16 protein-coding genes are annotated in these 13,370 nt (G+C 68.8%); 11 read left to right on the top strand and 5 right to left on the bottom strand.

Features of this window, described 5'->3' with window-relative positions:
• The first annotated feature begins 3 nt into the window (after nt 1–3).
• The 4 genes from N5095_RS09680 (at nt 4) to N5095_RS09665 (ending at nt 3,126) form a co-directional block, all read left to right on the top strand.
• On the top strand, nt 4–1,188 hold the full coding sequence (locus tag N5095_RS09680) for an ABC transporter ATP-binding protein (RefSeq protein WP_267622571.1): 1,185 nt from the start codon (nt 4–6) through the stop codon (nt 1,186–1,188).
• Nucleotides 1,189–1,357: 169 nt separating this feature from the next.
• Nucleotides 1,358–1,561: a DUF8005 family protein gene (locus N5095_RS09675; protein ID WP_267622570.1), complete on the top strand. Its 204-nt coding sequence runs from the start codon at nt 1,358–1,360 to the stop codon at nt 1,559–1,561.
• A gap of 67 nt (nt 1,562–1,628) precedes the next feature.
• Nucleotides 1,629–2,066, top strand: a complete 438-nt coding sequence (locus tag N5095_RS09670) for a hypothetical protein (RefSeq protein WP_267622569.1) — start codon at nt 1,629–1,631, stop codon at nt 2,064–2,066.
• An 88-nt stretch (nt 2,067–2,154) separates the two neighbouring features.
• The gene (locus N5095_RS09665; protein WP_267622568.1) at nt 2,155–3,126 is read left to right on the top strand and encodes a sugar phosphate isomerase/epimerase family protein; all 972 of its coding nucleotides are present in this window, start codon (nt 2,155–2,157) and stop codon (nt 3,124–3,126) included.
• Nucleotides 3,127–3,147: 21 nt separating this feature from the next.
• Here the strand turns inward: N5095_RS09665 and N5095_RS09660 are convergent, their stop codons facing one another.
• Nucleotides 3,148–3,615: an NUDIX domain-containing protein gene (locus N5095_RS09660; protein WP_267622567.1), complete on the bottom strand. Its 468-nt coding sequence runs from the start codon at nt 3,613–3,615 to the stop codon at nt 3,148–3,150.
• Nucleotides 3,616–3,745: 130 nt separating this feature from the next.
• Between N5095_RS09660 and N5095_RS09655 the strand changes: the two genes are divergently transcribed.
• Nucleotides 3,746–4,873 carry a Gfo/Idh/MocA family protein gene (locus tag N5095_RS09655; RefSeq protein WP_267622566.1) on the top strand — a complete coding sequence of 376 codons (1,128 nt, stop codon included), beginning with the start codon at nt 3,746–3,748 and terminating at the stop codon, nt 4,871–4,873.
• Between the two features lie 231 nt (nt 4,874–5,104).
• Here the strand turns inward: N5095_RS09655 and N5095_RS09650 are convergent, their stop codons facing one another.
• Nucleotides 5,105–5,953, bottom strand: coding sequence for an eIF2B alpha/beta/delta subunit family protein (locus N5095_RS09650; protein WP_267622564.1), 849 nt, complete (start codon nt 5,951–5,953; stop codon nt 5,105–5,107).
• Between the two features lie 201 nt (nt 5,954–6,154).
• Here N5095_RS09650 and N5095_RS09645 point away from each other — a divergent pair, with 201 nt between their 5' ends.
• On the top strand, nt 6,155–6,586 hold the full coding sequence (locus N5095_RS09645; protein ID WP_267622563.1) for a DUF7969 family protein: 432 nt from the start codon (nt 6,155–6,157) through the stop codon (nt 6,584–6,586).
• 99 nt (nt 6,587–6,685) lie between these two features.
• Complete coding sequence (locus tag N5095_RS09640) at nt 6,686–6,880, top strand: DUF7556 family protein (protein WP_267622562.1); 195 nt, start codon at nt 6,686–6,688, stop codon at nt 6,878–6,880.
• A 227-nt stretch (nt 6,881–7,107) separates the two neighbouring features.
• On the opposite strand, the gene N5095_RS09635 is transcribed toward N5095_RS09640, so the two are convergent.
• Complete coding sequence (locus N5095_RS09635; RefSeq protein ID WP_267622561.1) at nt 7,108–8,568, bottom strand: RtcB family protein; 1,461 nt, start codon at nt 8,566–8,568, stop codon at nt 7,108–7,110.
• Between the two features lie 175 nt (nt 8,569–8,743).
• Here N5095_RS09635 and N5095_RS09630 point away from each other — a divergent pair, with 175 nt between their 5' ends.
• Nucleotides 8,744–9,022 carry a hypothetical protein gene (locus tag N5095_RS09630; protein WP_267622560.1) on the top strand — a complete coding sequence of 93 codons (279 nt, stop codon included), beginning with the start codon at nt 8,744–8,746 and terminating at the stop codon, nt 9,020–9,022.
• Here N5095_RS09630 and N5095_RS09625 read toward each other — a convergent pair.
• Entirely contained in the window at nt 9,000–10,115 is a 1,116-nt protein-coding gene (locus N5095_RS09625) for a DoxX family protein (protein WP_267622559.1), read from the bottom strand. The two genes, N5095_RS09630 and N5095_RS09625, sit on opposite strands and share 23 nt — an antisense overlap.
• 146 nt (nt 10,116–10,261) lie before the next feature.
• Nucleotides 10,262–10,678 (bottom strand): archease, encoded by a 417-nt coding sequence (locus N5095_RS09620; protein ID WP_267622558.1) that lies wholly within the window; start codon nt 10,676–10,678, stop codon nt 10,262–10,264.
• A 180-nt stretch (nt 10,679–10,858) separates the two neighbouring features.
• Between N5095_RS09620 and N5095_RS09615 the strand changes: the two genes are divergently transcribed.
• The 3 genes from N5095_RS09615 (at nt 10,859) to N5095_RS09605 (ending at nt 13,350) form a co-directional block, all read left to right on the top strand.
• Complete coding sequence (locus tag N5095_RS09615) at nt 10,859–11,335, top strand: GNAT family N-acetyltransferase (RefSeq protein ID WP_267622557.1); 477 nt, start codon at nt 10,859–10,861, stop codon at nt 11,333–11,335.
• Between the two features lie 159 nt (nt 11,336–11,494).
• On the top strand, nt 11,495–12,529 hold the full coding sequence (cofD, locus tag N5095_RS09610) for a 2-phospho-L-lactate transferase (protein ID WP_267622556.1): 1,035 nt from the start codon (nt 11,495–11,497) through the stop codon (nt 12,527–12,529).
• Nucleotides 12,526–13,350 (top strand): beta/alpha barrel domain-containing protein, encoded by an 825-nt coding sequence (locus N5095_RS09605; RefSeq protein WP_267622555.1) that lies wholly within the window; start codon nt 12,526–12,528, stop codon nt 13,348–13,350. Before cofD ends, N5095_RS09605 begins: the two co-directional genes overlap by 4 nt.
• The last annotated feature ends 20 nt before the right edge of the window (nt 13,351–13,370 follow it).

The raw sequence follows: 13,370 nt of genomic DNA, 5'->3' as shown, positions 1-13,370 counted from the left end.
ATCATGGGAGACGTCAAACTCGAGAACGTAACGAAGCGATACGAGGACGTAACGGCGGTCGACAACATGAACATCCAAATCCACGACGGGGAGTTCGTCTGTCTCGTCGGCCCCTCGGGCTGTGGAAAGTCCACGACCATGGAGATGGTCGCCGGGCTGACCATGCCCACCGAGGGGACGGTCCACATCGCCGGCCGCGAGGTGACGAACCTGCCGCCGAAGGACCGCGGGGTCGCGATGGTGTTCCAGAACATCGCGCTGTTCCCGCACATGGACGTGTACGACAACATCTCCTTCGGGCTCCGACTGCGGAACTTCGAGAAGGACGAAATCGACCGCCGCGTCGACAAGGCGGCCGAGGTCGTCCAGCTCGAGGGGATGCTCGACCGGATGCCGGACGAGATGTCCGGCGGCCAGCGCCAGCGCGTCGCCATCGCCCGCGCCATCGTGCGTCAGCCGGACGTGTTCCTGATGGACGAGCCGCTCGCCAACCTGGACGCGAAGCTCCGCGTCCACATGCGCACGGAGCTCCAGCGGCTCCACAAGGACCTGGAGACCACGGTCATCTACGTCACGCACGACCAGGCGGAGGCGATGACGATGTCCGACCGCATCGCCATCATCGACGGCGGGCAACTCCAGCAGATAGACCCGCCGCTGGAGTGTTACAACCAGCCCGCGAACCTGTTCGTCGCCGGCTTCATCGGCTCGCCGTCCATGAACTTCGTCGAGGGGGAAGTCACCGAGAACGGCTTCACCTCGGAGTACATGGACGTCGAGTTCGACCCGTCGAACTACGGCGTCTCGGCCGGCGACAAGGTGACCCTCGGCGTCCGCCCCGAGGACATCTACCCGGCGGAGTCCGGCCGAAGCATCTCCTCGCCGACCGGCGAGATTCGGACGAAGACCGACGTCATCGAGCCGATGGGTGACGAAATCTTCATCTACCTGCTCCTCTCCGAGGAGGTCGAGACGGACCTCGAGGACCCGGCCGCCAGCAACCAACTCCTCATCAGCGTCCCCCCGGACTCCGACGTCGAGGAGGACCAGGACATGTCGGTCGTGCTCGACCGAAACAAGATTCACCTGTTCGACACCGAGAGCGGGCAGGCCATCGAGCACAGCCTCGTCGCCTCCCCCGCCGCGAGTGGGGCGTCGGGTACGTCGGGCGCGGAGAGCGACGACTGAGCGCCACGACGGCCGGCGTCCGTCGCCAGCCGCCTCGCTGACGCGGTGGTGTGAGCGGCTACTACTCTCACCGAATCCGGTCGCTCCCGCGAGCGACCGGCGCTCGCGAGCACGCGCCGCCGCCGACTCGCACACAACGACTAAACGGCCGCGTGTCGAAGGCTGTCGTATGCCAACGACCGCCGGCTGGCTGTTCCTCGTCGGAGGGACGCTCCTGTTCTTCTTCTGGGCGTACGGCTTCGTCCGGTTCGTCATGGACGTGAAACAGATTTACATCCCGAAGGGTCGCCAGTTCCTCCGGGGACGTCGCCGACTCAAAGAGGAGAAACGCCGCGAAGAGGAGCGTGAGGAGCGGGAGAAGCAGCTGTACTGAGAATATATAACATTTCCTTATAGTCTCTGTCGGAACACTTTTGCGGTCGCTCGGCGACGGACCGACAGTGCCGGTACGTTCGACCGCGCGGTTCGGGGTGGCGACGGTGGGGCTGGTAGCCCTGACGTTACCGCTCGCGGTTCTCCTCCCGGCGGACCCGGTGACGACGGTCGGCGTCCGCTCGATGCTCGTCATCGGCGTCAGCCTCGTGCTCGCGGCCGGGTACGCCCGCGGGCGGCGGTCGCTGCGGCGCCTCGCAGCGTTCATCGTCGTCGTCCAGTTCCTCTCGATGACGCTCGTTCCAGGGTTCGTCCTCGGCTACGCCGCGCTCGCGGCGCTCCGGTCGGTCCCGGGCGGTCTCGTACTCCTCGGACTCATCAACCGACTCGTCTCGGTCGTCCGCCCGGTCGGGACGACGGTCGTCGTCGTCAGCCGCTACGGGTTGGCGTACTACGTGGTGTACCGCGAGGGCTCCGAGGCTCTCACTCGCTGGCTCCCGGTCTGACCGATTCGCGGCGGGTCGTCGACCTCGTCGGACGCCCCGACCGACGACGGCCCCGGACGTTTATCCTCGCCGTGCGTGTAGCGTCCACATGGACGTAGGTGTCCTCACCGTTCCCCTCGGCGACCAGTCCCGTGCCGACGCGTTCGAATACCTCGCCGGACTCGGCGTGAACGCGGTCGAACTCGGCTGCGGCGGCCACCCGGGCGACGCTCATCTCCCGCGCGAGGAGTTCCTCGACGACGACGACGCCCAGTCGGAACTCCACGACTTACTCGACGAGCACGACCTCCGCGTGTCCGCGCTGGCGACCCACAACAACCCGCTCCACCCGGACGAGGCGCGCGCGAGCGAGGCCGACACCGAACTGCGCGAGGCCATCACCCTCGCCGACCAGCTCGGCGTCGACGCCGTCACCTGCTTCTCGGGGCTCCCCGCGGGCGGACCGAACGACGAGACGCCGAACTGGATTACCGCACCGTGGCCGACCGAGCACGCCGAGGCGCTCGAGTACCAGTGGGAGGAGGTCGCGATTCCGTACTGGTCCGACCTCGCCGAGCACGCCGCCGACCACGACGTGAAGGTCGCGGTCGAGATGCACCCGAACATGCTCGTCTACGAGCCGACGGGGATGATGCGCCTGCGCGAGGCGACCAACGAGTACGTCGGCGCCAACTTCGACCCCTCGCACCTCTACTGGCAGGGCATCGACCCGATGGAGGCGGTCCGCTTCCTCGGCGAGTGGGGCGCCATCCACCACGTCCACGCGAAGGACACGCGGGTGTACGAGACCAACGCCGAGTTGAAAGGCGTTCTCGACACGGAGCCGTACACCTACGAGACGGACCGCTCGTGGCTCTTTCGAACGGTCGGCTACGGCCACGACGAGAACCACTGGAAGGAGATGGTCTCGACGCTCCGGATGGTCGGCTACGACGGCGCGCTCTCCATCGAACACGAGGACTCGCTCACCTCCTCGCGTGAGGGCCTCGAGAAGGCCGTCGACGTGCTCCAGCGGGCGGTGTTCCGTACGACGCCCGGCGAGGCCTACTGGACGGAGTGACGGCGCGGCTCGGAGGCCGCCTCAGAGGCGCCCCGCCAACCCCTCGGGGTGCAGCGTCTCGCCGCCGTCGGTGAACGCCGAGACCGGTTTCCACAGACAGTCGAACTCCTCGCCGGTCTCGGGGTCGGCGGCCGGGAACGAATCGAGCCGGTAGGGCCAGCGCTGGGCGATGCCGGCCTCGTACACGAGTGCGACCTCGTGGTGTCGCGCTCCGCCGCAGTCGAACACGTCCTCGAACGTTCCGAACTCGCCGACACCCTCCAGTTCGACCTCCAACTTCTCGCGGAACTCTCGGCGCAGAGCGTCCACGCTGTCCTCGCCGAAGCGCACACCGCCGCCGAGTGGTCGGTAGTAGACGCCGGACTCGGGCGACTCGCCTTCGAACACCAGTATCTCGTTCCCGCTCTCCCCCTCGCTCCCGCGCCGGACGACACCGAGGGCGAGGACGCGGATGGTCCGGTCCCCGGAGCCGTCGCGCTGCTCGCTCATACTCGACAGCGAGGACGCTCCGGAACATGAGTACCGCGGTCCGGCGTGGGCCGGTCCGACGGCGCCCGACGGCCTCCCGACCGTGGTGGCCACATCAACGCATAAGCCCCCGCCGCGAACAGATACATCCATGACACTGAACGTCGGCGTCCTCGGTTACCGCTTCATGGGCAAGGCTCACGCCAACGCGCTCGCTCGCCTCCCGATGTTCTTCCCGGACGCGCCCGAGGTCAATCGCCACACGCTCGTCGGCCGCGACGAGGAGGCGCTCGCGGGAGCCGCGGACCGTCTCGGCTTCGAACACACCGCGACCGACTGGGAGTCGGTCGTCGACGAGGTGGACGCCTTCTACAACCTCGGCCCGAACCACGTCCACGAGGAGCCCTCCGTGGACGCGCTCGACGCGGGGACGCCCGTGCTCTGTGAGAAACCCCTCGCACCGACGCTCGACGGGGCCGAGCGGATGCGCGATGCGGCCGCCGCGAGCGACGCCGTCGCCGGCTGTGCGTTCAACTACCGGTTCGTCCCGGCCATCCGCTACGCACGGAACCTCGTCGAGGCCGGCGAACTCGGCGAGATTCGACACGTCCGCGGGCGCTACCTCCAGGACTGGCTCGTCGACGCCGACGCCCCGTGGTCGTGGCGCAACGACGAGGAACTGGCCGGGTCGGGCGCGCTCGGCGACCTCGGCGCCCACACTATCGACCTCGCACGCTTCCTCGTCGGCGACGAGGTCGGCGAGGTCGACCGCCTCTCCGGCCACTGCCGCACGTTCGTCGACGAGCGTCCGGTGGAAGGAGGCGACGGGGAGGGTGAGACGGAGACCCGCGAGGTGACCGTCGACGACGCCTACACGGCGCAGGTCGAGTACGACTCCGGTGCGATGGGGAGCTTCGAGGCGTCGCGGACCGCGACGGGTCACAAGAACGACCACACGGTCGAGATTCACGGTTCCGAGGGGAGCCTGAAGTTCTCGCTCGAACGCCTCAACGAACTGGAGGTCCTGACCGGGGACGCTCGCGGCTACGAGACCGTCCTCGTCACCGACGCCGACGACCCCTACGTCGAACACTGGTGGCCGCCGGGGCACGTCCTCGGCTGGGAGCACACGTTCGTCCACGAGAACTACGAGTTCCTCTCTGCCGTGGAGAGCGGCGACGAGTTCCACCCCTCGTTCGACGACGCCTACGAGGTCCAGCGCGTGCTGGACGCCGTGCAGCGCAGCGACGAGAAGGGGGAGTGGGTCGGGCTGGACTAAGCCGGAGACGAGGCGTTCTGTCCCTCGCGCCGTCGCGTCGCCCCGGCGTTCGCGCCACTCCTCGGCGAGGAGCCCGTAGTAGCGGTCGTCGACGAGGTCGTGGAGGAAGGGGCGGTCGTCTTCCTCGACCACGTGGGGGGAGACGGACTCGCCGTCGAGAGAGGGCGAACCGGACACGAGAGCGGTACGCGCGGGAGACGGGTAACCGCCGCGTCAGCGAGAGCCGACGCCTCAGAACTCTCGGACGCCGTCGTCCGTGAGCACTTGGTCGATGAGTTCGACCGGCGTCGCGTCGTAGGCGGGGTTCTCTATTTCGACGCCTTCGGTGGGTTCGAGCATCACCTCGTAGTTGGGACGGTCCTCGTTCTCGAAGACGAATCCCTCGGTGATGATCTTCGCGCCGCTGCCGACGACGGTGACGGGCACGTCGAGGTGGTGAGCGGTCGCGACGATGGGGAACGTGCCGACGCGGTTGTACAGCGTGTCCTCGACGATGCAGTCCATCCCGACGACGACGCGGTCCACGTCGGGGAGCACCGATCCGCAGGCCCCGTCGACGAGGAGGTGGGGTTCGACGTTCTCGATGCCGACGAGCTCCCGGACGGTCTTCCGCCCGAGGAAGCGCGGCCGTGCCTCGGTGACGTACGCCGTCAGCCCCTTGCCGTCCGCCGCGGCCCGGTCGATGGCCTCCAGCACCGTCGAGGAGTAGTCGTGTGTGAGGAACGTCTCGCCGTCGTCGAAGGTCTCGGCGGCGTGGACCGCCGCGCGGTGTTTTCCGGACTCGACGTCCTCGACGACGCGCTCGATGGTCGAGCGCGTTATCTTCTTCGCGGAGTCGACGGTGTCGGCGCGGCCGACGACGCTCCGGGTCACCTCCCGCATCGCGTTGTGGAGAGAGGCGTGTGAGGGGTTCGCCCGCCTGAGCGCCCCCGTGTTGCGTTCGAGGTCGCGTTCGAACTCCTCGACCGAGGTGTACTCCCGGTCGAGCAGCGCGGTGAGGGCCTCCGTGGCCTTCACCGCGACGACCGAGGAGGAGTGGCTCTGCATCTCGCGGATCTCCTCGATGGTCTCGTCGATCATACCTCATCGTCCGTGGGTCGGTGCAAAGGTCTTCCGGGGCCGGGCGGCGGTCGTCGGGCGTCGGTTGTCGGGCGGCGATTGTCGGACGTCGATTGCCGGGCGTCGACTGTCTGTGACGGACCGACCGACGTCGGTCGGCGTCACGCCACCGGGTCCGACCCACCACGCGCGTTAAACCCCCTGCGTCCCTACCGTCGGCCGATGAGCTACCCCGTCACCTACTACTGTCCCGCCTGTGGAACCCTCGTCGAACTCCAGCGCGAGGGGTACCTCGCGGACAAGGCGGTGACCCCCTACCCGCTGGAGGGGTGGAGCTACGCGGACCCCGACGAACCGTTCGAAGCGGACGGGTCGGGGACCGACGGTGAGGACGTGGACGCCGACGGTGTTCGCTTCGTCTGTGGCGAGAGCGAGGCCGGCGGCCTCCGCTGGACCGGCGAGCACGCTCCCGACGGCGACCCCTCGCTCGTTCCCGAGGGCGCCGACGGCTGTGGCGAGCCGTTCTACCTCAGTTTCGTCCGCTACGAGGACGGTCAGGAGGTCGACCCCGGCGACCCGACGGAGTTCGTGGAGGTCGCGAGCGACCGTCCGAGCGGTCCTCGTGGCCCCTCCGGCCCGGGGTTAGGGTTCTGAGCCGCGGTGGCGGAAGCCGGTAACGGTTGCCGCGACATCGGGGCCAAACTGTTGGGGGACAGCCCCTATCCTTCACTCGCCCTAACTAATGGGTGTAGCATGGAAGAAAAACCGGAATGCCACACGACGTCGACGGCCCCTGCTCAGGGTCGCCAGGAGCGTGAATCGTGGGTCTCGCAGAGCGTCGACGAGACCGCAGACGGCTCTCGCCTCGTCATCGCGGACCTGACGACGGACGACGCGTGGATATCGATGGACGCGGACGCCTGCCCTACGGTCGCCGAGGAGGTCTGACCGTGAGCGCCGGGACGCGTAGCCTCCCCGACTTCAGCGAGATGCAGAGACAGCTCGCCCGCCTCGACAACGACGCGGCGACGAGCGAACCCCTCCCCGAACCGTCCGGCGACGAGGAGTGACCCCCCGGACGGTCGACGCAGTTTCTTCACACCGGTGAGCGGCGTCGCCGTCGGCCGGGTCGGACGCGTTCGACCTCGGCGACTGGCGACGTGGCGAGTGCCACGTCACCCCTTGATGTTGCAGACGGGGAACGTCCGCGCGACCTTGTCGCCGATGCCGAGTTCGTCGGAGACGCGCACGACCTCGTCTACGTCCTTGTAGACGCCGGGTGCCTCCTCGGCGATGGTCGCTCCCGACTGCGCCTTCACGTAGATTTTCTGTTGGTCTTCCAGCTCCTGCTGGACCGTCTCGCCCCAGTAGTCCTTCTTCGCCTGCGTCCGGGACATCACCCGGCCGGCGCCGTGGGCCGTCGAGCCGAACGTCTCCGCCATCGACGCCGCTCCACCACGAAGAACGTAGCTCCCGGCGCCCATGCTCCCGGGGATGATGATGGGTTGTCCCACGTCGCGGTAGGCTTCCGGAACTTCGGGTCGGCCCGCCGGGAACGCCCGCGTCGCCCCCTTCCGGTGGACGTACAGTTCCCGCTCCTCGCCGTCGACGTCGTGGACCTCCTTCTTCGCGATGTTGTGGGCCACGTCGTACAGCAGGTACATCTCCATCTCCTCCCAGTCCCGGCCGAACACGCGCTCGAACACCCGTCGGGTGCGGTGCATGATGAGCTGACGGTTCGTCCACGCGTAGTTGATGGCGGCACACATCGCGCCGTAGTACTCTTCCGCGAGGTCGGAGCCGGCCGGCGCCGCCGCGAGCTCCTTGTCCGGTAACTGCGCGAGCAGGTCCCCGTGTTCCTTCTCGATGCGCCTGAGGTAGTCGTTGCAGGTCTGGTGGCCCAGCCCGCGGGAGCCACAGTGGATGAGCACGACGACCTGGTCCGGTTCGAGACCGAACGAGTCGGCCACGTCCTCGCGGTAGATGTCGGTCACCCGCTGGACTTCGAGAAAGTGGTTGCCCGACCCGAGCGAGCCGAGCTGGTTCTTCCCCCGGTCTTTGGCCTTCTGTGTGATGGCGCTCGGGTCCGCATCGTAGCGCACCCCTTCGTCCTCGCAGTGCTTGAGGTCGTCCTCGACGGCGTGTCCCTCCTCCAGCGCCCACTCCATCCCGCGGTCGAGGACGGCCTCGACCGTCGCGGCGTCTCCCTCGACGACGCCGCCGCCGCCGAGCCCGGACGGAACGTTCGCGAACAGGGTGTCGACGAGTTCCTCCTCCTTCCCCTGGAGGTCGTCGTACGACAGGTTGGTTTTCATCATTCTCACCCCACAGTTTATATCGTATCCGACAGAGCCGGGGGAGATACAGCCGGTCTCCGTGTCCGTCGCGCCGACGCCGCCGACGGGGAAGCCGTACCCCTGGTGGCCGTCGGGCATGCAGACCGCGTACTTCGTCATGCCCGGGAGCTGGGTCGCGTTCTTCAGCTGTTGGAGGGTCTTGTCGTCGCCGATCTGTTCGAGCAGGGGTTCGCTCGCGAGCACGCGGGCGGGGACGCGCATGTCGCCCTCCTTCGGAATCTCCCAGACGTGTTCGCGGACGCGCTCCAGCTCGATGCCCTGGAACTCGCGTGTGGTCATGGTGGAGCGTTGGCTCCCGGTCCCCAAATAGCGTCCCCTCTCGCGTCGGCGACCGCGAGTGTATCGACGGCCGGAGGGTCGTCCGAGACGACGGGGGGTCGACCGGTACTCGACGACGACACGGGGCGACGGTCGACGGGAGACAGTATATGCCTCCCGAGCGGCTACGGGACGTGTGGACCTCCTCGCCCTCCTCGTCGTGTTCGTCGTCGGCTACCTCGCCGGTCGGCTCACCAGCTGGCTCGCCGGGCTCGCGGCGCTCCTCGCGCTCGGCCTGTTCGTCCTCGGACTCGCCGTGCCGGCGTCCGTGACCGGTGTCGTCGACAGCGTGCTCACCGGGTTCTACGAGGGCAACGAGTTGCTCTTCCTCTCGGGGTTCCTGTTCGGCGTCGCCGGCGGCAGGAAGGTCGTGAGGCAGACGCGGACGGTCGTCAGTCGTCGGCGACGCGACTGACGGAGCGATCGGCGGCCTCTCCCCCGGTCGCCTTCTCACCCCCGGTCTCGTGCTCCGAGAGCCACGCGTCGACCGAGAGCGGGCCGGCGCCCGTCACGAGCAGTGCCGAGACGAGCCCGAACAGCGAGATGTGCGCGACGACCGGGTCGTCCGGGAGGCCGAACAGCGTCGTCGTGAAGAGGAGAAAGGCGACGAGCGACGAGGCCCGGACGAACGCCCCGACGACGAGGAGGGTGCCGACGAGCGCCTCGGTGAGGCCGGCGCCGACGACCCACAGCTCGGGGGCCACGGGGACGACGCCCGTCAGCCCGTACTTCTCGACGACGGCGAGCGCCTCGCCGGGGTTCATCAGCTTCTGGCTGATTCCGAGGTAGAGGAAGGCGACCCCGAGGCCGACGCGGACCACCGTCGGGACGTAGTCGCGATACGGCGCCACTCGCGCGGCGAACGGCTCGGCGACCTCGTGGTAGGCGAGGTCGAACCGGGAGTACACCGTCGAGTGGTCGGCCGCGAGGGTCGCGAGCACGTCGTCGGCGCTCGGGCGGCCCGGACCGACGAGAAGCACCGCCAGAAATCCCGGCAAGTACTCGACGGCGAGCAGGAGCGCGGGGTTCACCACGAGACCGACGACGTACACGAGGAGGCCCACGGCGGCGACGAACCGCGTCGCCAGTCCGAACAGCAACAGGAACCCGACCGTGATGCCGAACAGTCTGACGAAGACGGCGTTCGCCGGTTCGACAGCGGGAGAGAACAGGTATCCCGAGAAGCCGGCGCCGACGAGCGGGAGTCCGAGCGAGAGTCGGAGCAGCCACGGGAGGAGGTCCTCGTACCCCGCAAGCGACTCGCGGAAGAGGTTCACGTCGCGGCGGAGGGGCCGGACCTTGAGGTAGGCGGCGACGGTCAGGCCGACGACCACGCCGCCGGAGCCGAGGACGAACAGGTTGAACGGGTCCGACAGCGCCGTCGCGAGGAACTCGGCGACGGCGACCGGGTCGGCCCCCGGAGTCACGTACTTCACGTGGGCGCTCGCGAGGCCCGCGGTCGCGAGCAACCCAACGAGGGCGAGGCTCGCGGTCAGGGGTCGTCTCATAGCCGTAACTCGGAACCGGAGTAATAAGTCGACGACGTCCGTTCTCGGGAACTGAGAACCCGTCCGGAACGACGCGGATTTCGACCGCGGAATCGGACAGCCGTCAACATCTCTCGCGAGGACGGACACTCGGCGAGCGTCCGGCCTCAGACGTCGAAGACGACGTAGGCGCGCCACCCGTCGTCGGTCTCCTCAACGGTCATCTCCGAGTAAGTGACGGCCTTGATTTCGCGGGCCACGACCGCCGACAGAGGGACGCCGCGCGCGCTCGCCGCGACGGTCCACTCGCCGGTCGCCGGGTCCTCGGTGACCGTCGCCTCGTGGTCGACCGGGAGCACGTCTCGAACGTCCCGTTCGTAGATGAGCTGGTCGAGGTAGTCGAACAGCGCGGCCTCCAGCCCCTCGGCGGTCACCTCGACGGCGAACCGGTCGCCGTCGTCCGGCACCGACTCGCACATACAGGCGGTCAGGCCGTTCGCGACGCCCGCGAACAGCTCGTCGAGGTCCGAACCGGTCGCTTCGACCCCGACGTCTGCGGTGTGGTCGCGCAACGAGTACGGCACGACGTCGGGTTTCGTGGCGTGGGACAAGTCGGTTACGCTCGGCGGACGGAGACAATCGGCTGGGTCACTGGCTCGGGAGCTCTCTCTCTCTCTCCGATTCGTGCGCTCCGGCCCAGGCTCGCTGGCGCTCGCCTGAGCCGACGGTGGAGTTATATTCCTCTCCGTGTTACGTGCGTGGTAGTGAGCGTCAACGTCGAGAACCGGGTCGACGAGCCGGGTGCGGACGACCACGCTACCGAGGCGTGGGAGTTGAAAGAGCGCATCCGGCGAAGCGAGGGGGTCCTCAAGCAGCAGCGACGATTCTTCATGGACGCCTATCGCCGGTCGACCACCCACCTGCTGTTCGAGGAGGACGCCCTCGTCGGGTTCGCCTCCGTCCGCCGCGACGGCTACATCCTCTTTCTCGCGGTCCACCCGGAACGACGCGGCGAGGGGTACGGCGAACGCCTCGTCGCCGAAGTCGCGAAGGACCACCGCACCGTCACCTGTCACGCCCGCACGACCAACGAGTCCGCCTTGGAGTTCTACGAGCACATCGGATTCGAGGTCAAGCGCCGCATCGACAGCTACTACGAGGACGGCGGCGACGCCTACTACCTCAAGCTCGGCCCCGACAGCAGTCTGAAGGACAAGCTCTCCGAGTTCATGCGGCGGTAGTCGGGTCGACCGCCGACCGCTCGACCACCCGGGTCGGCCCTGGTTTGGCCCGCTCGCCCTCCCAGCCGGTCGGCTCGGCCCCGCTCGACCCCGCTGACCGGCCGGTCGGTGCCGTGAGAGGGGCAGATACAAGACGCGACCGTACTAACGTGTCCTGACATGGTTACGTTCCTCGCCGGCGGAACCGGGACCCCGAAGCTCCTCGACGGGGCGCTCTCGGTCTTCGACCCCGAGTCCGTGACCGTCGTCGGCAACACCGGCGACGACGTCGAACTCGGCGGGGTGCTCGTCTGTCCGGACCTCGACACCGTCCTGTTCTACGGCGGCGGCGTGCTCGACCGCGAGCGGTGGTGGGGCATCGAGAACGACACGACCGAGACCGACGACGAACTCCACCGACTCGCCGAGGCCGCCGGCCTCGACGCCGGCCCGCGCTACCTCCCCGCCGAACAGCAGGTGACGGGCCGTGAGATAAGTCAATGGCGACGCTTCTCCGGCGTCGCCGAGTTCATGGAGTTGGGCGACCGCGACCGCGCCGTCCACGTCACCCGGACGGGCCTGCTCGACGAGGGGTACAGTCTCACGGAGGTGACTCGACTCCTCGCCGACGCGTTCGACCTCGCGTTCGCGCTCCTGCCGATGTCGAACGACCCCGTCGCGACGATGGTCCACACCGACGAGGGGACGATGCACTTCCAGGAGTTCTGGGTCGCCCGCCGGGCCGAGCCGACCGTCGAGGACGTGGAGTTCCGCGGACACCAGCAGGCTAGCCCGACCCCCGCGGTGCTCGACGCCCTCGACGACCGGGTCGTCGTCGGCCCCTCGAATCCCGTGACGAGCATCGGACCGATGCTGTCGGTGTGGGGAGTCGAGGAGGCGCTGGAGCGGACGCCCGTCGTCGCCGTCTCCCCGTTCGTCGAGGACGAGGTCTTCTCGGGCCCCGCCGCGGCGTTGATGGCGGGCGTCGGCTACGAGCCGAGCACTGCGGGCGTCGCCGACGCGTACCCCTTCGCCGACGCGTTCGTCCTCGACGACGAGGACGGCACCGACCTCGACCGCCCCGTCGTCCGCACCGACACCCGAATCGACGACGCGGCCGACGCCGAGCGCGTCACCCGGGCGGTCGAGGAGGCGTTCGAACGCGTCGGGGCGACCGGCGCCGACCCGGCCGAGGTGACGGGGGTGGCCGAATGAGCGGCCCGCCGGACCGGCTCACGGTCGACGCCGACCTCCACGCTCGCTTCGACCCGCGCGTCGCCGTCGCGAGCCTCAGCGGCGAGTCCGACGCGTCGTGGGCACGCGCCGCCGCGCCCCACGTCGGCGCCGCGTTCCTCGGCGGAATCGCGCTCGACGCCGACGCCAGGGCGGCCGCCCGAGCGCTCGTCGCTCGCGGTCGGAACGAGTTCCTCCCCGACGACCCGACGGCGTTCGTCGACCGACAGCTCGCGACCCTCGCCGACGCCCCCGATGCGCCCCCGGTCGTCGGCGTCAACGTCCGCAGCGCGACCCTCGCGCCGATTCGAGAGGTCGCCGGCGTCTGTGCGGACTACGGCGCCGTCCTGGAGGTGAACGCCCACTGCCGACAGGAGGAGCTGTGTGCGGCCGGTTGCGGCGAGACGCTCCTTCGCGACACCGAGCGTCTCCGTCGGTACGTCGCCGCCGCGGGAGACGCCGGCGCGACGACGAGCGTGAAGCTCCGCGCCGAGGTCGAGGGGGTCGACCTCCCGACGCTCGCTCCCCGACTGGTCGACGCCGGCGCCGACGTCCTCCACGTCGACGCGATGGACTCGGAGGCCGTCGTCGCCGACGTGGTCGACGCCGCGCCCGACGCCGTCGTAGTCGCCAACAACGGCGTCCGCGACCGCGAGACGGTCCGGGAGTATCTCGATTACGGCGCCGACGCGGTGAGCGTCGGTCGGCCGAGCGACGACCCGACCGTGCTCCGCCGGGTCCGGGCGGCCGCCGACGAGTGGGCCGCCGAGCGCCGAGTCGAGAACGGGGAGGTGACGCCGTGAGTGACGACCGCGACGGGTCG

Source organism: Halobium salinum, assembly GCF_026586625.1.
Taxonomy (GTDB): Archaea; Halobacteriota; Halobacteria; order Halobacteriales; family Haloferacaceae; genus Halobium; species Halobium salinum.
Note: the sequence above shows the minus strand (reverse complement) of the source record. Positions and strands in the feature narration are given on the sequence as shown.